Genomic DNA, 19,114 nt, shown 5'->3' on the forward strand with positions numbered 1-19,114 from the left:
TGGGTCGGAAAGGCAAGAGACGTCGGACCCGATCGGCCGGTCCGGACGCATCGACGCATGCCCTATCGAAAGGAGGTCGAGCGATGAAAGTCTCGACACTGACAACTATGGCCCTACTCTCGGCTTCGTGCTTCGCGGCACCGATACATACCGGCAAATTCGACAGCGCCACGGCGCACGCCGCGTTGGCCGCGGCACGTGCCAACGCGGCGCCGGTCGCGCCGCCGGCCCCCGAGGTCACCACTGATCCAAGTGCCCTGCGCGGCCACTGGCGACGCATTGCGCTGCCCAAGCAGCACGAGTTGGCGAGCCGCTTCGCCGCGCACGAACGGCAGGCGCGCACGTGAGCGCGCCCGGCAAGCAACGCCCGCAACGGGCGGACGACGCGGCGGCCGCGAGCGCCGATGGTGCCGTGACACCCGATATGTCGGCCGTCCCGGCGGAGACGATCGACCTGCAGATCGCCGATGTCCTAGCCGCGGTTCGCTATCCGGCCAATAAAGACCGTATCGTCGACGCGGCACGCGAGGCCGGCGCGAGCAACGAGTTGCTCTCGATCCTGGACGGATTGCCCGAGCAAGATTATGCGGGCGTCGACGACGTGACGCGGCTGATCGGCAGCAACTACGGTCCGGGGCTCGGGCTATAAACGGAGCACGGCCGGAGCACGGCGACCGGCCGCCCAGCCATAGGCGCCGGCCGTCGCGCGTTCAGCGCGTGCCCGTGCCGAATACGGCTTTGGCAAAAAAGCCGGCCAATACCGCTTCGGTCAAATCGTCCGTGATGTACTGCGGGTCGCACATTCGGAACGACTGCACGCCCTCGCACAAACCGATCAGACCTAGCGCCAGCACCTCCGCCGGCATCTGCAAGGCGGTGCCGACGCGCTCGGCGAACATCCGTGCATAGTCGGCGATGAATGCATGCTTCTCGCGCAAAAACGCATTGAAGTGCGCTCGGAACTTCGCATCGCGTGACGCCAGCAGTTTCGCCTCGGCCCACAAGGGGAAGCAGCAGTCGTTCTCGCGAAAAAACTGGCTATAGAACGCGAGCGCACGCGCCTCCATCTCCTCGCGCGTGCCGCCGTCCTGCAAAATCGAATGCAGGTCGATCTGCATCCGTTCATGGTCGCGACGCAACAGCTCCATGAGGAGCTCGGCCTTGCTTCGAAAGTTCGAGTAGAACGCGCCGCGCGTGTACCCGGCCGCTTCCGCGACGTCTTCGACGCTCGCGGCAACGAACCCTTTCTTCATAAAAATAGTCTGAGCAGCATCGAGTAGCCGCAGGCGCGTCTGCTCTTTACTCTCTTCACGGGTCAAGCGTTTGCGTTTCATAACGCGCAGTTTAGCACCGTCGTTCATTTTCATCCGACTTTGCATCCAGATACATACCTGTATTAGAATCCGCCCCTGTAGTTTGAAACCGGGTCCGGCGGCGAGCGCTTGGCGCGCCCCGCGGCCCTTGCCTCGCGAGCCTCACGCGCTTGCTTGGTTCGCACACCTCTTTTGCGTGGGGTCATCGTGATTCGTCCCGGTCTAAACGTGCCGAGTAAGGCGCGCGTGCAGGTCATAAGCTTCCAGTTACCCCGCTCTCATGGCGCCGTGCGGCGCTACGCGGCCGCGGCGGCGGCATGCGCGGCCTTCGCGCTTGCGGGCTGTCACGAGCGTGCTCCAGCTACGGCTGCGCCGCGCCCTATCGTCGCCGTGGCGGTTCATCCCGACGGTGCGCCGCCGGCCGAAAGCCTGCCGGGCGATATCGAAGCGCGCTACAACACCCCGCTTTCGTTTCGGGTGGGCGGCAAGATCATCGAGCGCGAGGTGCGGCTTGGCGACACGGTCAAGGCCGGCCAAGTGCTGGCCCGGCTCGACCCGACCGACTTGCAAAAGAGCCTCGCCAATGCGCAGGCGCAGCTCGATAGCGCCCAGCACCGCTACGTCTACGCGAAGCAGCAACTCGAGCGCGACAGCGCTCAGGCCGACGAAAAACTGATCGCGCCCGCCCAGCTCGAACAAACGCAAGACGCCTATGCGTCCGCGGCGGCGCAGCGCGATGCGGCGCAGGCCCAGGTCGCGTTGGCGCGCAATCAACTGGCCTACGCGGCGCTCATCGCCGACCACGCGGGTGTCATCACCGCGGAGCAAGCCGATACCGGACAGAACGTCTCGGCCGGTCAGGCCGTCTATGCCCTGGCGTGGACGGGCGAGGTGGACGTCGTCTGCGACGCGCCCGAAAGCGCGCTCGGCTCGCTTAGCGCAGGCGCCACCGCCGACATCGTGCTGCCCGCCTTGCCGGGCAAGCATTTCACGGCGCGTGTGCGCGAGATCGCGCCGGCGGCCGATCCGCAAAGCCGCACCTATCGCGTCAAGCTGACGCTCGCCGCGCCCGATCCGCAAGTACGGCTCGGCATGACCGCGCAAATCGCGTTTGCCGGCGCCCGGCCACAGACGACCCAGCACCCGTTCACGCTGCCCGTCACCTCGCTCTTTCATAGCGGCGGCACGCCGGCCGTTTGGGTCGTGCGCGCGGGCACCGACACGCTCGAACTGCGCCGCGTGACGGTCGGACGTTACGACGAACGTACGTTCTCGGTGACGCAAGGTCTGCAAGACGGCGATCGCGTGGTCTACCAAGGTGTGCATACCGTCAGCGCCGGAGAACGCGTGCGTGTGGTGCCTCCGCTACACCCCGAGGACTTCGCATCATGAGTGGCCAGGATCGCCGCGATCCGGCCGCCTCGTCCGAACCTTCAGGGGCGCACGCCCCTGCCGCCGCACCGGCCCCGGTGAGCGCGCACGAAGAGGGACGCTTCAATCTGTCCGCTTGGGCCCTGCGCCACCAGGCCCTCGTCGTCTTCTTGATTACGCTCGCGACGCTCGCGGGCATCCTGGCCTATACGCGCCTCGCCCAATCCGAGGATCCGCCGTTCACGTTCCGCGTCATGGTGATCCGCACGCTATGGCCAGGCGCGAGCGCACGGCAGGTGCAGGATCAAGTGACGGACCGCATCGAACGCAAGTTGCAGGAGATGCCTTACATCGATTTTCAGCGCAGCTATTCGCGGCCCGGCGAATCGATGATCTTCTTCACGATGAAAGATTCGGCGCCCGTCAAGGACGTGCCGCAAACGTGGTATCAAGTCCGCAAGAAGGTCGGCGATATCGCGCAGACGCTGCCGCCCGGCGCGGTCGGTCCGTTCTTCAACGACGAATTCGGCGACGTCTACACGAACGTCTACACGCTCGAAGGCGACGGATTCTCTCCCGCGCAACTGCACGACTACGCCGACGAATTACGCACCGTCCTGCTGCGCGTGCCCGGCGTGGCCAAGGTCGATTATTTCGGCGATCCCGATCAGCACATCTTCGTCGAGATCACGAACGCCCAACTGACGCGCCTGAACATCTCGCCGCAGCAATTGGCGCAAGCCATCGCGTCGCAAAATGCCGTTGCCTCCACAGGCACGGTCACGACCTCCGACGATCGCGTGTTCGTCCGCCCGAGCGGGCAGTTCAACGATACGCGCGCACTGGCCGACACGCTGATCCCGATCGGGCATCGCAGCGTACGGCTCGGCGATATCGCGACGATCAAGCGCGGTTATGACGACCCGCGCGTCACCGAGATGCGTAGCCGCGGTCACGCGGTGCTCGGCATCGGCGTCACGATGCAGCCCGGCGGCGACGTGATTCGCCTCGGCAAAGCGCTCGATGCAACGGCCGTCCAATTGCGGGCGCATCTGCCCGCCGGGCTCACGCTCGAACAAGTGTCGAGCATGCCGCTCGCCGTCTCGCATTCCGTGGACGACTTTTTGGAAGCGGTCGGCGAGGCCGTTGCGATCGTGCTGATCGTCAGCCTCGTTTCGCTCGGCGTGCGCACGGGGATGGTCGTCGTCATCTCCATCCCGATCGTGCTCGCGGTGACCGCGCTCGTGATGTATCTGTTCGACATCGGCTTGCACAAGGTGTCGTTGGGCACGCTCGTGCTGGCGTTAGGGCTGCTCGTCGACGATGCGATCATTGCCGTCGAGATGATGGCGGTGAAGCTCGAGCAGGGCTGGAAGCGCACGCGCGCCGCCGCCTTCGCCTATACGAGTACGGCGTTCCCGATGCTGACCGGCACGCTCGTGACCGTATCGGGGTTCTTGCCGATCGCCCTGGCCAAGTCGAGCACGGGCGAATATACGCGCTCGATCTTCGAAGTGTCGGCCATCGCGCTGATCGCGTCTTGGTTCGCGGCCGTCGTGCTGATTCCGCTGCTCGGTTACCACCTGCTACCGGAACGCAAGCGAGAGCACCACGAGCCGCACGACCACGAGCACGATATCTACGACACGCGCTTTTATCATCGGCTCGCCGGTTGGATCACCTGGTGCGTGGAGCGGCGCTTCGTCGTTCTTGGGATCACGGCGGCACTGTTCGTCGCCGCCATGGCCGCCTTCTCGCTCGTGCCGCAGCAGTTCTTTCCGAGTTCGGACCGGCCGGAATTGCTCATCGATTTGAGACTGCCCGAAGGCGCCTCGTTCGAGGCGACGCTACGCCAAGCGAAGCGGCTCGAACAAACGCTCGACGGCCGCCCCGAAATCGATCACTTCGTCGATTTCGTCGGCACGGGCGCCCCGCGCTTTTACCTGCCGCTCGATCAGCAGTTGCAGCAGCCGAACTTCGCACAATTCGTCGTCACCGCGAAATCGGTCGAGGCGCGCGAGAAACTGGCGCAGTGGCTCGAGACGCGCCTAGAGACCGACTTCTCGGCCGTCCGCACGCGCCTATCGCGTTTGGAGAACGGCCCGCCGGTCGGTTACCCCGTGCAATTTCGCGTAAGCGGCAACGATATCGGCACCGTGCGCGCGATCTCGGAGAAGGTCGCGGCAACGATACGCTCGGACGCTCGCACGCACGGCGTGCAGTTCGACTGGGACGAGCCGGCCGAACGCTCGATGACGTTCGAAGTCGATCAAAACAAGGCGCGCCAGCTCGGCGTGAGTTCCCAGGACGTCTCGAACTTCCTCGCGATGACGCTCTCCGGTTACACCGTCACGCAGTACCGCGAACGCGACAAGCTCATCAGCGTCGATCTGCGCGCGCCCCAGCGCGAGCGCGTCGATCCCGCCCGCTTGCTCGGCTTGGCGATGCCCACACCGAACGGCCCCGTTCCGTTGGGCTCGCTGGGACATATGCGCAACACGCTGGAATACGGCGTGATCTGGGAACGCGATCGCCAGCCGACCATCACGGTGCAAGCGGACGTGCGCGGCAACGCCCAAGGCATCGACGTCACGCACGATCTCGACCGCGCGCTGGCACCCGTACGCGCAGCGCTGCCGCTCGGCTATCGCATCGAGGTGGGCGGCTCGGTCGAGGAAAGCGGGAAAGGCCAGGCGTCGATTAACGCTCAGATGCCGCTCATGGCCATCGCCGTGCTCACGCTGCTGATGATTCAGTTGCAAAGCTTCGCGCGTGTGTTGATGGTCGTGCTCACGGCGCCGCTCGGGCTCATCGGCGTCGTCCTGACGCTGCTGCTGTTCGGCAAGCCGTTCGGCTTCGTCGCGATGCTCGGCGTGATCGCGATGTTCGGCATCATCATGCGCAACTCCGTCATTCTCGTCGATCAGATCGAGCAAGACATCGCGGCCGGACATCGACGATTCGACGCGATCGTCGGCGCGACGGTACGGCGCTTCCGGCCGATCACCCTCACCGCCGCCGCGGCCGTGCTCGCGCTGATTCCGCTGCTGCGCTCGAACTTCTTCGGGCCGATGGCGACCGCGCTGATGGGCGGCATCACGAGCGCGACCGTGCTCACGCTCTTTTATTTGCCCGCACTCTATGCGACGTCGTTCAGAGTGCGGCTCGACGAACGCGATCCGCCGCCGGACGCAACCGCGCATACGGGGAATTGAATCATGAACGGCTCTCGTATCGCTTCTGAACGCCGCACGCTCGTTCTCTCGCTTACCTCGCTTACCGCGGCACTGGGTCTGGCCGCTTGTTCGCTGGGACCGAACGGCCAGCCGCCGGCCATGCCCTCGCCGGCCCACTACGGGCAAACGGCGCTGCCCGAGCAAACGGCAACGGCGGGTGGCGTCGCGCAGCATTTCGACGTGGGCGCGCAGCCGGTGCCGAACTGGTGGCAGCTCTATCGTTCGCCCCAACTCGACGCGCTCGTCGAGGAAGGCCTGAAAAACAGCCCGACTCTGACGGCCACCGCGAAGACGCTCGCCGGAGCACGCGAGCAATTGCGCGCGCAAATCGGCTCGTCCTTGCTGCCTTCGATCGACGCGGGCGGACAGGCCACACGCAACCGCGCCCTCGGCATCCCCGAGGCCGGCCCGCAGACCGTGCTTTACAACGTGTTCGTCGGGCAACTCGAGGCGCACTATACGTTCGACTTGTTCGGCGCCGTGCGCTATGCGAACGCCGCGCTTAACGCGCGCGTCGACGTGCAGGCGTTCGAGCTGGACGCCGCGCGCCGCACCTTGGCCGCGAACATCGTGACCACGGCGATCAACGCCTCGGCATTGAACGACGAAGTGGACGCCACACAGCGACTCATGGTCCTGGCCCGCGAATCGGCGCGCGATGACGCGCGCCGATATGCCCTCGGTGCGGCGTCGCACGCGCAAGCGCTCGCGTCGGAACAAAGCGCCTCCGATATCGAAGCGAGCTTGCCGCCCCTCTTGCAGCAGCGCCAAGCTGCCCGTCATGCGTTGGCGGTGCTGATCGGCCGCACGCCCGACGCCGTTCCCGAGATCCCCACGCTCGCGAGCTTGACACTGCCCGAGCATGTGCCCGTCGTCGTTCCGTCGTCGCTGTTGCATACGCGCCCCGACATCGCGGCCGCGGAAGCGGCACTGAGGGCCGCGGCCGCGGAAGTGGGCGTGGCCACGGCGCAACTGTTCCCGAGTTTGTCGCTGAGCGCGTCAATGGGGCAAGCCGGCTTCAATTGGCCTGCGGCGCTATCGGGAGCGGGCGCGATCTGGAGTGCGGGCGCCTCGCTCACGCAGCCGCTCTTTCATGGTGGCGCGTTGTTCGCGCAGCGGCGCGCGGCAATCGATTTCTACGAAGCGGCTGCCGATCAATACAAGGCCGCGGTGCTATCGGCGTTCCAAAACGTCGCCGATACGTTGGCGGCGCTCGAATACGACGCTCAGGCCGCGCAGGCAAGCGAGCGCTCCGCCTCCTCGGCCCGTCAGGCGTTCGACGAAACGGCCGCGCGGGGCACGCTAGGCGCCGTGGCCAATACGGTCGTGCGCGCGAGCGAGCAGCAATACTGGAACGAACGGTTGGCCGCGATTCGCTCGAGGGGACGACGGCTCGGCGATACGGCCCTGCTGTACCAGGCGATGGGAACGCCCCAGCCCACGCAATGATCGGCGACTGACGGTGAGATGCGCGGCGGCGCCGATCGACGCCGCCGCGCTAGCGGCTAACCGTTCACCGCAGCCGAACGTAATGCTTTTTAGGCCAGCCCGGCCAGCCTGCGCTTCTCGGCTCGCAGCATGAAGAAGTTGATACCGATGACGCCGACGGTCACCACGCCGATAAACAGCGTCGCCAGCGCGTTCATTTCCGGATTCAACCCGAGCCGCACGCGCGAGAACACGACGAGCGGCAGCGTCGTCGAACCCGGCCCGGACAAGAACGCCGACAGCACGAGGTCGTCGATCGACAGCGTGAACGAGAGCAGCCAACCCGCCATCAATGCCTGCGAAATCAACGGCAACGTAATGCTGAAAAAGACCTTGAACGGCGTTGCGCCGAGGTCGAGCGCGGCCTCTTCCAGCGACGGATTCAGTTCGCGCACGCGCGACTGAACGATGATCGCCACATAGGACATGCACAGCATGACGTGGCCGATCCAAATCGTCGTGAAGCCGCGCCGCTCGGGCCATCCGAGCCACTTGCCCATTTCGATGAACAGCAGCAGCAGCGAGATGCCCTGGATCACTTCCGGAATCACGAGCGGCGCGTTGATCATCCCGCTAAAGAGCGTAAAGCCGCGAAAGCGGCCCATCCGTGCGAGCACGAAACCGGCCCACGTGCCGATGAACACCGACGCGAAAGCGGTCAACAAGGCGATCCGCAGCGACAGCCAAAAGGCCGCAATCAACTCGTCGTCTTGCGCGAGCGCGGCGTACCAGCGCGTGGAAAAGTGCGTCCACACGGTCACGAGTTGCGACTCGTTGAACGAATAAACGATTAGGCTCAGGATCGGAATATAGAGAAACGCGAAACCGACGCCGAGCGCCGTCACTTGCAATGTACGGTTCGGTTTGATCATCGCCGCGTTTCGAGTTGTTTCGCCTGAAAATGCTGGAACATCGCCATCGGCACGAGCAACAGCAACACCATCGCGCAGGTGACGGCGGACGCCATCGGCCAGTCGGCATTGTTGAAGAACTCGTTCCACATGACGCGGCCGATCATCAGCGTGTCCGCGCCGCCGAGCAGCTCGGGAATCACGTACTCGCCCACCGCCGGAATGAACACGAGCAGGCACCCCGCAATGATGCCGTTTTTAGAGAGCGGCAAGGTGATCTGGACGAATGCCTTCCACGGCTTCGCGCCAAGATCGTAAGCGGCCTCGAGCAGCGTCAGATCCATTTTCACGAGGTGCGCGTAAAGCGGCATGACGAGAAACGGCAGATACGAGTAGACCATGCCGATATAGACGGCCGTATTGGTTCGATAGAGCTCGATCGGCGCGTGAATGAGCCCGATCGCCAGCAGGAAGTTATTGAGCAGCCCGTTGTTCTTGAGAATACCGATCCACGCGTAGACGCGAATCAAGAACGACGTCCAAAACGGCAGCATCACGGCCATCATCAAGATGTTGCGCGAACCGGGATTCGAACGCGCGATGTAATACGCCATCGGATAGCCGAGCAGCAAGCACAACAGCGTGGTGACGCCCGCGACGAGCACCGAATTGACGTACGTGGCGAAGTACAGGCTGTCCGTGAACAGAAACGCGTAGTGCGCGATGTTCAGCGAGATCTGAACGACGCCGTCCTTGAGGGCGACCAGTTCCGTGTACGGCGGGATGCCGAGTTGCAACTCCGCGAAGCTGATCTTGACGACCAGCAAGAACGGCACGAAGAAGAACATCAGCAGCCAGATGAACGGCCCCGCGACGACGGCGGTGCCGCCCGTCAGCTTCATGCGCCGGGCGGGCCAGGTTGCGAGCGAGAGCAAATTCGCTTTCATGCCGTCAGCACCACCCCGGCCGACGCGCTCCAGCGCACGTAGATTTCGTCGCCCCAGGTGGGCGATTCGATTTCCGTCAGCGCGAGGCTCGACACATTCGCCACCACCGTCTTGCCGGAATCGAGCTGCACGTGATAGAGCGAATAGCCGCCCATATACGCGATGTTCGCGACCGTGCCGCGGCCCCAATTGTAGGCACCCTCGGGCGGCTTGCGCGTCAGCGCGATCCGCTCGGGACGGACCGAAATGGTGACGGGCATCCCGAGCGGCCCCGAGATGCCGTGATTGACGTAGAGACGGCACGGCAATTCGGACGTCTCAACGAATACGTGATCCGGTTCGTCCTCGACGACGTGCCCGTCGAACAGGTTCGTCGAACCGATGAACTCCGCCGAGAAACGCGAGTTCGGATACTCGTACACCTCATGCGGCGTGCCGAGTTGCACGATCTGGCCTTCGCTCATGACGGCGAGGCGGCCGGCCATCGTCATCGCCTCTTCCTGATCGTGCGTGACCATGATGCAAGTCACGCCGACACGATCGAGAATATTGACGAGTTCGATCTGCGTGCGTTGCCGGATCTGCTTGTCGAGCGCCGACATCGGCTCGTCGAGCAACAGCAGCTTGGGCCGTTTGACGAGCGAGCGCGCAAGCGCCACGCGCTGCTGCTGACCGCCCGATAGCTGATGAGGCTTGCGCTTGGCGAAACGCCCCATCTGCACGAGTTCGAGCGCAGCATGCACGCGCTCCTTGAGTTCGGCCTTTTGCACGCCCTCCTGTTTGAGCCCGAACGCGACATTCGATTCGACCGTCATATGCGGGAAGAGCGCATACGACTGGAACATCATGTTGACGGGACGGCGATACGGCGGCATGAGCGCCAGGTCTTCGCCGTCGATCAGGATCTTGCCCGAGGTGACCGATTCGAGCCCGGCCAGCATCCGCAATAGCGTGGACTTGCCGCAACCGGAGCTGCCGAGCAGCGCGAACAGCTCTCCTTTCGCGACCGACAAATTGACGTTCTTGACCGCGACCGTTTCGCCGAACTTCTTGACGACGTCGACGATCTGCACAAAGTTCTCGGCCGATGTTGAACCTGAGGGGCGCGCGCCGGCGGCCGGCTGCGAGCTCGACTGATCGCTCATAATTTGCTGCTTGACTCCACTCGTTGGACGTACAAAGCCCCCGGCATGGGCTCCGGGGGCTTCATGACTGCGTGCCGTGCGCGGCGACGAAATTATCGGCCCGTCTTGAATGCGGTCCACAGCCGCGTCTGCAGACGCTGGATTTCAGGCGGCAGCGGCTTCAACAGGAACAGCGTCTTGACGACGTCGGCCGGCGGATAGACGGCCGGATCATTGGCGATGCTCGGATTGACGAACTTCTTCGCTTCCGCGTTGGCCGTCGGGTAGTAGACCGCATCGGTGATCGCGGCGTTGACCTGCGGCGTCTCGATGTAGTTGATCCACTGCAGCGCCGCATCCTTGTGCGAAGCATCCTTCGGGATCGCCATCACGTCGAACCAAACGGGTGCGCCGCCCTTCGGAATGTAATACTCGACCTTGTACGGCTTCTTGGCTTCGAGCGCGCGATGCTTGGCGATGACGACGTCGCCCGACCAGCCGTAGGCGAAGCAGATATCGCCGCCGACCATGTCGTTGATATAGCCCGACGAATTGAATTGCGTGATGAACGGACGGATTTTCTTCATCATCGCCATCGCGGCCTCGTAATCGGCCGGATTCGTGCTCATCGGATCCTTGCCGATATAGTGCAGCGCGGCCGCGAAGAACTGATCGGGCGCATCGAGCACGGACACGCCGCAAGCCTTTAGCTTCGAGATGTTCTCGGGCTTGAACAGAATGTCCCAATTATCGAGCGGCACGTTCTTGCCCAGGATTTGTTGGGCCTTCGTGACGTTATAGCCGAGGCCCGTCGTGCCCCAAGCCCAGGGCACCACGTATTTATTGCCCGGATCGGCGCCGGCCACGAGGCTCATGAGCTGCGCATCGAGATACTTGAGGTTGGGGATCTTCGATTTGTCGAGCGGCGAGAAAATGCCGGCTGCAATTTGCTTGCCCGCGTAATTGCTCGTCGGCACGACGATGTCGTAGCCCGAATTGCCCGTCAACAGCTTCGCCTGCAGCGTGTCGTCGCTATCGTAATTGTCGTAGCGGACCTTGATGCCCGACTGCTTTTCGAAGTTCGGGATGGTGTCCTTGGCAATGTAATCCGACCAGTTGTAGACATTGAGCTGCGTATCCTTGGCCGACGCCACCCACGGCGCCGCGCACAAAACCAGTGCGGCGAGCCCGCCCATCACCTGTTTTTTCATCCCGTTCTCCGATGCGGACCGGTTCGCCCGGCCTCAACCCCGCCCGTGCCGCGACGAAATGCCCGCGGCTCCTCTGAAAAACCCGAAAGCTACCATCAAACATTGACCCGCGGCACAAAAATACGAGCCGTTCGGACCCGCTGTCGCGCAAACGGCACAAACGCTTGCCCTCGCCTTCTCCGGACGAGATGACCGCGCGCTCTGCCTACTGCGGAATCGGGCGCAATTTTATCGGGTTATAGGCCCTTGTCCACTTGAAAAAAACCTCGGTTAGCCTTTCGGCTAGCCTGCGGCGGACGGCGAACGCGGCGCGCGCCGGCCCCGTGGGCCGTATGGGGTTCGGCAAGGGGCACGCGGCGTCGGCTACCATACGGTTCGTACCGGGTTCGTCCCGGGTTCGCCCCGCTTATGAGAAATGGTTTCATGGCTTCAAACCTTCATGCCCTGCCCGATAGCCCCTGTATCGGCGTCTGCTCGACGCTTTTCGACGAAGTCTGCAAAGGCTGCGGCCGTACCGCCGCGGAAGTCTCGAATTGGGTCTTCATGTCCGACACGGAAAAACGCGCCGTCTGGGCGCGCATCGAGCGCGAGGGCACAGCCATGCGCTTTCGCAACGACAAGCTCTGAAGCGGTCCCCGAAATGCAAAAACGCCGGGCGGGCCCGGCGTTCCGATTCGACTGACGAGACGCGATGCGGCACGCGCCGCGTTCCGTTTAGAACTTCATACCCACGCCGACCCCGACGACGAGCGGGTCGATATGCAGCGTCCCGAGCGATTGACCGTTCAGCGACGCCCCAGTCTTCATCCAGATTTTCTTGATGTCGGCATTCACGTAGAGCCGTTTCGTGATCTGCACGTCGACGCCCGCCTGCACGGCCGGGCCGAAGCTATGGTTATCGATCGAAATCGACTGCCCGCCCGCGTTGAGACCGTTGTTGTAGAACAGCGTGTAGTTGATGCCGGCGCCGACATAGGGCCGGATGCGCCCTTGGTGGTTGAAGTGGTATTGCAGCAGGAGCGTCGGCGGCAACACGCCCACACCGCCCAAGTTGCCGAGGCTGGAGGTCAGTTGGTGACGCGACGTCGCCAGGATCAGCTCGACGCCCAGGTAGTCGCGAATCATGTAAGTGAAGTCCAGCTCGGGCACGATCGCATTGTTGACCCCTACGTTCAGGGCCGACAGCGTTTCGGTGGTCCGAGCCGCCGGCTCGATGCTGATGGCGCGCAGCCGGACGAGCCAATCGCCGGCATGCAGCGCGCCGTTGCTCGAATAGCCGGGCGCGGCAGCGGCCGGCGCGGCCCCCGCCGATGCGTCGTCGGCCGCGAACGCGCCGGACGCGGCCAACGAAGCGCCGATCAGGCAAGCCGCGCTAGTGAGTTGCTTGATTTTTGTGCAGCGTGTGGTTTGCATATCGATTCCCTCTCGTCTAAACCCCTACATTCTTTGGGGCTTTCAGACGAAAGGGGTTGACCCGAATCAAGCCGGGCCCAACACATGCCGCGGTGCGACAGCCGGTCGCGCATTGGGCCAACGCACCGGCAACGCTTCAGTTCGGCTTCGGCGCCTTCAACTGCATCGACTTGTACTCCAGGTACTCCTCCAAGCCGTACACGCCGTTCTCGCGGCCATAGCCCGACTGCTTGAAGCCGCCGAACGGCGCCTGCATGTTCCACGCGCCGCCGTTGATATCGACTTGCCCCGTCCGAATGCGGCGCGCCACGGCGATTGCTCGCTCGTCGCTGCCGGCCCACACGGCGCCGCCTAGACCATAGATCGAATCGTTGGCGATGCGGATGGCTTCTTCCTCGTCCTTGTAGGTCAAAATAGATAAAACCGGACCGAAGATTTCTTCTTGCGCGATCGTCGCCTTCGGGTGGACGCGGCCGAAAACGGTAGGCCGCACGAAATAACCTTTGATCAAACCATCCGGCATATCGGCACCACCGGTCACGAGTTCGGCGCCTTCGGCGATACCGCGTTGGATGTATTCGCGCACGCGGGCCAACTGGGCGCCCGATGCGAGCGGCCCGAGCCGCGTGGCCTCGTCGCGCGGATCGCCCGCGACGAATGCCTCGGCCGCGGCCTTGGCCAGCGCTCGCACCTCTTCATAGCGCGATTCGGGCACGAGCAGCCGCGTGTGCGCGGAACAGGTCTGACCCGAGTTCAGATAGCACGCCGCGACGGTGCTTTTGACGGCGGTCGCCAAATCGGCATCGTCGAGAACCAACGCGACCGATTTGCCGCCGAGTTCGAGCGCGACGCGCTTGACGCTGGCGGCCGCCAGTTCGGCGACGCGCTTGCCCGCGCGCGTCGAACCCGTGAACGACACCATGTCGACGAACGGATGGCTGGCAATGATCTCGCCGACCACGGGACCGTAGCCGCTCACGAGATTGAACACGCCCGCCGGCAGCCCTGCCTCGTCGATCGCCTCGGCGAGCATGAACGCATTGAGCGGCGCGACTTCGGAAGGCTTGAGCACGACGGTGCAGCCCGCCGCCAGGGCGGCGGCGACCTTCAGCGTGATTTGGTTGAGCGGATAGTTCCAAGGCGTGATCGCCGCGACCACGCCCACCGGCTCGCGCACGACGAGCGAATTGCCCACGCGCGTTTCGAATTCGAATTCGCGCGCGAGCTTGGCATAAAGATTCCAGTTGTAGACCGGGCTACCGACTTGAATGGCGCGCGCGAGCTTGAGGGGCATCCCCACTTCGCCGCAGATCGAGGCCGCCAGCGCGTCGGTACGCGCCTTCAGGTTCGCCGCGATTTTTTCGAGGTAATCGGCGCGTACGGCCGCCGGCGTCGCCGCCCAGCCATCGAAGGCGAGCTTCGCCGCCTCGACGGCCGCCTCGGCGTCGGCCGTCGCGCCTTCCGGGATGCGGCCCATGACCGTTTCCGTGCCCGAGTCGATGACGTCGATGGTGCCCGTGCCCGAGGGCGTCAGCCATTGACCGCCGATGTAGAGCCGATCGTAGATTTTCATGCGAGTGTTCACCTTGTGGGTTTCGACTCGCCCATTTTACTCAGCGTCCGGCCGCTACCGATCGCAAGACACGGAAAGCGCTCAGGTATCGATACCCGACTCGGGCTCGGGCATCGCCAATTCGACGGGAGCCGGCTTGCGCAGCGTCACCCAGAGCACCCCAATGCCGCGCCGATGATCGCGATCGCAATGGCTTCGCCCGTGACGCGCATCGTCGAGAAAATACCGGCGGCCATCCCGGCCCGCTCCTTCGGGATCGCGTTCATTGCCAAGCTGTCCATGAGCCCCCATGGCACGCCGTTACCGATCCCGATCGCGAGCATCGGCAACGCCACGTCGACGAAAGCACTCGCGGCCGTGACCCTCGAGAGCCCGAACACGCCGACGGCGGCAAACGCCAGGGCCGTGCTACACAGGCTCGCGGCGGAGAACCGCTTCGATAGGATACCGGCCAGAAAAGGCACGATGAGCATGGGCGCGGTCAACGGCAAGATGGCCAGGCCGGCATGGAATTCGTCATCGCCCTCGACGCCGATGAACCAGATCGGCGGATAGACGAGCAGCGCGATGAAACTGAAGCCCGTCACGACCGGCAGCAGCAACACGCCGAGAAAGCGCGCATTGCCGAATAACGACAAGTCGAGCATGGGCGCGCGGATCCGCGATTCGACGACGACGAATAACAATAGGAGCAAGCAACCGGCGGCAATCAATCCGATCGTCATGCCGCTGCCCCAGCCGAAGTGGGGGCCTTGAACGATACTGACGAAGATCACCGCGAGCGCGGCCGTGAAGTTTACGGTCCCGGCCAGATCCACGCCCCGTGCCTCGGGGTTGCGCGATTCCTCGATATTGTTGAACACCACGGCAAGAATCGACAGGGACGCCGCCGCGATCGCCAAAAACAACGCGCGCCATTCCCACGTGCTGATTAATGAATGCATACCGGGTGTTTTACGCGTGTGCCTCGACCTGTGTCTCAGGACGTCTCTCGACGAGTGGCTCAGCGCGCGTTTCCTCGATGGGATCCTGTTGCGCCGCCAGCTTCTCCGATACGAGGAACGCGAGCTCCAGCGCCTGCGTCCCATTCAGCCGCGGATCGCAATGCGTGTGATATCGCTCGCCTAGCTGGTCGTCGCTGATGCGTTGTCCGCCTCCGGTACATTCGGTGACGTCGGTCCCGGTCATCTCCAGATGCAAGCCGCCGGCATAGGTGCCTTCGCAAGAGCCGCGGCAGCCGCTCGGCCAACGTATCGGCGCCCATCCTCGCGATCAGCGTGAGCCGGCCCGGCTCATTGTCCGGATTGAGCACGTCGATCAGCTCGAGAAGCGCATCGGGCTCCAGCGTCGGGCCGCACTTGAGCCCGATCGGATTGGCCACCCCCTTCAGAAACTCGACATGCGCGTCGTCCGCGCCGCGGGTCCGTTCGCCGATCCAAAGCATATGGGCCGAACAGTCGTACCAGTCGCGCGTGAGCGCGTCTTGTCGCGTCAAGGCTTCCTCGTAGTGCAGCAACAAGGCGTCGTGACTCGTATAAAGTTCGGTCTCGCGCAACGGCTGCACCGCGTCGGGCGACACCCCGCACGCATTCATAAAGCGCAGCGCCTGCACGATGCGGCACGCGATCTGGCGGTAGCGCACACCTTGCGGCGCGGTGGCGACGAACCCTTCGTTCCATTTCTGAACGCGAAGCGTTCATCAAGCGCCCGCGACGCGGGCCGGCGCAACGGCCGTCTCTCTACGTACACGTCGATCGGGCGTTGCCGCGAATGTGCCGAGCGTGCCGGATCCGCCGAATCGCCGCGCGTTACGACGTAGTCGAGATTTCCGGGAAGATCTGATTGACGACCTGATAGGCGACGGCAGACCAATATTCGACGCTATCGGCCGCGACCAGCGCCGCTTCTTCCTCGATGAGGCGCGCCACGCCCGGATCGAGCAAATAGTCCTCGAGGTCGTTGACGCTGTCGAACGCCTGAATCGACACACCGTCGATCGTGTGCGCGACCGGATGGAAAAACGGCTCCCCCGCCTCGACCGGACCAATGTTATGCAACTGCACGTAGCGCTTCACATACCGGCTCGTCGCCGGTTGCTGAAGCACGAGCGGCGCGTACCGGTTCAGCCAGGCCTCATGGAATTGCGCACGCGACAGATCCGCATTGCGCTTGACGATCTTGACGAGCAGGATCGGATCGCGCTGCGTGGCGCTCGGCACGATAATGTGTTGCTTGGCGAGCACCGGACACAGCTCACGGAAAATCGCCTGGTCTTCCGGCATGATTTTGGCCGCGATATCGGGCTGGCTGAAGACGGCCTTGATGCCGTCCGCGTTCTCGAAGCCGAGATACGCGATGCCGTCCCACTGCGGACGGCGATACTCCGGGATATGCCCGATGACGGTATCGAACAACTTGCCGTGCGCATCGACAGGCGCGGCGTACGGCAACGGCGAGCCGCTCGAGGGGCCCGCCGGCAACCGGTGGATCTGGTCGTAGCGCAGCAACTGCCGAATCCCCCCTTCTTCCGGCGGTTGGGCATAGATGAACCGCGGCCCATGCACCTTTCGCCAGTATTCGGTCCATTTCTCGAAGGAGATATTGGCGTCGTTTTCGAACGCATTGGGCGCGGCGGCGGGATCCTTCAGCAACTCGCCCTTCGTATCCAGCAGTAGATTGGGATCTCGGCGGCGTTCGTTCAAGGGCGTACCGTCCGCGCGCGAGAGCAGCGTGCACAGGACGGTGAGCGGCGTCGAATACGAGCGAAACGACTGCAGATAAGGGGATCGAAACTGGCGTTCAGCGGTAATGTTGGACACGGTGCGCTCCTATCCTACGAATGGGTTGGCATATCACTAGCTTTCTACGATCGTGATGGGCCGGCTTGCCGCGCGATCGGATGGCGTCGCGTTACGTCCGATCGGCACCGCAACGATCCGTCATGGCCGACAGCCGGCCGGTCCGATGCGTCGTTTAACGAGAGGAGCCGTTGCGTCAGCTCGCCCAATATGACTCTGTCCGTACCTGTCTTGCACGTCGTCTCGCCGAGGTGCTCCATTGCCGCTCCTGAACGCGCGAACCCTGACCCGCGGCGCGTCATAAGCTCTGCGGCGCGGCACCAATAGATCTCACGACAATAACTCGCACGGGATCTATTATTGCAAGAACGGACGCGGCGTCAATCACATTCATCAACCCCGAGCGCCCCCGAAGCGGGCTTCCACGCGCGCTCGAGAATCCATGTAGATTCATAAGCTGAGCACCGTAGTCGCGGCGCGCATGCGAGTGGGGGCATGGACAGGAAAGCCGAAACCGTCCCCGCCGGATCGCTATCCGACGGGGGTATTGCCGCAGCCAAATGACGCTATCTTCAACAAAGCATGTGCTATATTGGCCGCATATTCGGCAGCGTACGACCGATCGCCTCTCCGCGAAGCGGGCGGAAGAGCCGATCGAATACTAACGATCGAGACACGATTTTTACTTACGCCAATTTAATGTCTGCCAGTCTGCTATCCCTCGCCGAAGATACGTTTTGCCTGCGCTTGCAGCGCGCCGCGCGCATGTGGCGCAAAGTCGCGGACATCGAATTGAGCAAGCTGAACCTGTCGGAGGCGACCTCCACGCCGCTTTGGCTGATCTATAAGCTCGGCGAAGGTCTACGCCAGCGCACATTGGCCGAACACCTTGGTCTAGAGGGCCATTCGCTCGTCCGATTGCTCGATCAACTGGAAGAAGCGGGACTCGTCGTGCGCCGCGACGACGCGTCGGATCGCCGGGCCAAGACGCTCTATCTGACCGAAAGCGGCCGCAAGGTCGGCCAACAAATCGACACGATGGTCAAGGGCATCAAGGCGAAGCTGCTGCACGACGTATCGGCCGAACAACTGGCGCTCGTCGACGCCGTCCTCAGTTCGATCGTCGCTTCGGCCGAAGAAGCCTAAGTCCTGCCGCCTGCCCCACGGGCGCCTGCGCGCCCGACCTCACCGCGCTCCCCTTCCCCTTTGTTGACCCACGGCCGCCGGCCTTCGCCGCGAGCATGTTCGCACGCCCTCGTCGTCCTCTTCCTCGTCTCGATCCGCGGACGTCTATTTATTGCGCATTGCGATTAAACATTTCGCATTCCTGTGCAGAAAGCAACCTAGCCTCACTTTCGAAAATTAATATCGCATGCGATCTAGTTGTGTACGACTATATCGTCGATGATCAAAAAGTTGCTCGATGCGGGCGGCTGGGACCGAGCATCTTTGGAACGGTGGCAAGCCGGATTACAACAATCCGGTTCGCGTCGTTCATGGCCGGAATCAGTTGGCGCGTTTCGCGACGCTGCTGTTCAGCGCCAGCCAAACCGGGACCGTGCGGCACAACCTCGTCTCGCCGTTAATCGACGTGAACGGCGATCGCCCCCGAGACGGCGGTCAATCTCGTTCAGACGCGCGACGCGTTCCCGACCGAAGGGCGTGCCGACGTCATTGCCACCGGGCGTTACTACTTGACCTTGCGTCACGAGGAGTCCGGCTGGGCGATCGTCAAACTCGATCTGATGGCGGATCACCTGCTCAATCCGCCATGCACCCCGTCCGGACC

At 63.4% G+C, this 19,114-nt stretch carries 16 protein-coding genes and 1 pseudogene; 7 read left to right on the forward strand and 10 right to left on the reverse strand.

Annotated elements, in window-relative coordinates:
- Positions 1-83 precede the first annotated feature (83 nt).
- Both DXT59_RS26010 and DXT59_RS26015 read left to right on the forward strand, forming a co-directional pair.
- Entirely contained in the window at positions 84-347 is a 264-nt protein-coding gene (locus DXT59_RS26010; RefSeq protein ID WP_116140632.1) for a hypothetical protein, read from the forward strand.
- Between the two features lie 77 nt (positions 348-424).
- Positions 425-649: a DUF2795 domain-containing protein gene (locus DXT59_RS26015; protein WP_116140778.1), complete on the forward strand. Its 225-nt coding sequence runs from the start codon at positions 425-427 to the stop codon at positions 647-649.
- Positions 650-710: 61 nt separating this feature from the next.
- On the opposite strand, the gene DXT59_RS26020 is transcribed toward DXT59_RS26015, so the two are convergent.
- The gene (locus tag DXT59_RS26020) at positions 711-1,334 is read right to left on the reverse strand and encodes a TetR/AcrR family transcriptional regulator (RefSeq protein ID WP_116140634.1); all 624 of its coding nucleotides are present in this window, start codon (positions 1,332-1,334) and stop codon (positions 711-713) included.
- Between the two features lie 234 nt (positions 1,335-1,568).
- Between DXT59_RS26020 and DXT59_RS26025 the strand changes: the two genes are divergently transcribed.
- The 3 genes from DXT59_RS26025 to DXT59_RS26035 are packed head-to-tail and all read left to right on the forward strand — an operon-like array spanning position 1,569 to position 7,369.
- Positions 1,569-2,705, forward strand: coding sequence for an efflux RND transporter periplasmic adaptor subunit (locus DXT59_RS26025; protein ID WP_116140780.1), 1,137 nt, complete (start codon positions 1,569-1,571; stop codon positions 2,703-2,705).
- Entirely contained in the window at positions 2,702-5,899 is a 3,198-nt protein-coding gene (locus tag DXT59_RS26030; RefSeq protein WP_116140635.1) for an efflux RND transporter permease subunit, read from the forward strand. Before DXT59_RS26025 ends, DXT59_RS26030 begins: the two co-directional genes overlap by 4 nt.
- Before the next feature lie 3 nt (positions 5,900-5,902).
- The gene (locus DXT59_RS26035) at positions 5,903-7,369 is read left to right on the forward strand and encodes an efflux transporter outer membrane subunit (protein ID WP_116140638.1); all 1,467 of its coding nucleotides are present in this window, start codon (positions 5,903-5,905) and stop codon (positions 7,367-7,369) included.
- 89 nt (positions 7,370-7,458) lie between these two features.
- Here DXT59_RS26035 and DXT59_RS26040 read toward each other — a convergent pair whose 3' ends face one another.
- The 4 genes from DXT59_RS26040 to DXT59_RS26055 form a co-directional block, all read right to left on the reverse strand.
- Positions 7,459-8,277 (reverse strand): ABC transporter permease subunit, encoded by an 819-nt coding sequence (locus DXT59_RS26040; protein WP_116140782.1) that lies wholly within the window; start codon positions 8,275-8,277, stop codon positions 7,459-7,461.
- Positions 8,277-9,206, reverse strand: coding sequence for an ABC transporter permease subunit (locus DXT59_RS26045; protein WP_116140640.1), 930 nt, complete (start codon positions 9,204-9,206; stop codon positions 8,277-8,279). Before DXT59_RS26045 ends, DXT59_RS26040 begins: the two co-directional genes overlap by 1 nt.
- Positions 9,203-10,351, reverse strand: coding sequence for an ABC transporter ATP-binding protein (locus DXT59_RS26050; protein WP_116140642.1), 1,149 nt, complete (start codon positions 10,349-10,351; stop codon positions 9,203-9,205). Before DXT59_RS26050 ends, DXT59_RS26045 begins: the two co-directional genes overlap by 4 nt.
- Positions 10,352-10,443: 92 nt before the next feature.
- Positions 10,444-11,541: a polyamine ABC transporter substrate-binding protein gene (locus DXT59_RS26055; protein ID WP_116140644.1), complete on the reverse strand. Its 1,098-nt coding sequence runs from the start codon at positions 11,539-11,541 to the stop codon at positions 10,444-10,446.
- 423 nt (positions 11,542-11,964) lie between these two features.
- Here DXT59_RS26055 and DXT59_RS26060 point away from each other — a divergent pair, with 423 nt between their 5' ends.
- The gene (locus DXT59_RS26060) at positions 11,965-12,168 is read left to right on the forward strand and encodes a DUF1289 domain-containing protein (protein ID WP_116140646.1); all 204 of its coding nucleotides are present in this window, start codon (positions 11,965-11,967) and stop codon (positions 12,166-12,168) included.
- Positions 12,169-12,255: 87 nt separating this feature from the next.
- On the opposite strand, the gene DXT59_RS26065 is transcribed toward DXT59_RS26060, so the two are convergent.
- The 5 genes and pseudogenes from DXT59_RS26065 to DXT59_RS26085 form a co-directional block, all read right to left on the reverse strand.
- Complete coding sequence (locus DXT59_RS26065) at positions 12,256-12,954, reverse strand: OmpW/AlkL family protein (protein WP_116140648.1); 699 nt, start codon at positions 12,952-12,954, stop codon at positions 12,256-12,258.
- 136 nt (positions 12,955-13,090) lie between these two features.
- On the reverse strand, positions 13,091-14,527 hold the full coding sequence (locus tag DXT59_RS26070) for an aldehyde dehydrogenase family protein (RefSeq protein ID WP_116140650.1): 1,437 nt from the start codon (positions 14,525-14,527) through the stop codon (positions 13,091-13,093).
- A 146-nt stretch (positions 14,528-14,673) separates the two neighbouring features.
- The gene (locus DXT59_RS26075; protein WP_162878245.1) at positions 14,674-15,471 is read right to left on the reverse strand and encodes an MFS transporter; all 798 of its coding nucleotides are present in this window, start codon (positions 15,469-15,471) and stop codon (positions 14,674-14,676) included.
- 10 nt (positions 15,472-15,481) lie between these two features.
- Positions 15,482-16,169 (reverse strand): annotated as a pseudogene (locus DXT59_RS26080) (3-deoxy-7-phosphoheptulonate synthase).
- A 166-nt stretch (positions 16,170-16,335) separates the two neighbouring features.
- Entirely contained in the window at positions 16,336-17,346 is a 1,011-nt protein-coding gene (locus DXT59_RS26085; RefSeq protein ID WP_116140654.1) for an EthD domain-containing protein, read from the reverse strand.
- A gap of 678 nt (positions 17,347-18,024) precedes the next feature.
- Here DXT59_RS26085 and DXT59_RS26090 point away from each other — a divergent pair.
- A complete protein-coding gene (locus DXT59_RS26090) occupies positions 18,025-18,471 on the forward strand; it encodes a MarR family transcriptional regulator (RefSeq protein ID WP_240324674.1) in 447 nt (148 codons plus the stop codon).
- Positions 18,472-19,114 lie beyond the last annotated feature (643 nt).

The sequence above is a fragment of the Trinickia diaoshuihuensis genome, from assembly GCF_003390925.1.
Classification (GTDB): Bacteria; Pseudomonadota; Gammaproteobacteria; order Burkholderiales; family Burkholderiaceae; genus Trinickia; species Trinickia diaoshuihuensis.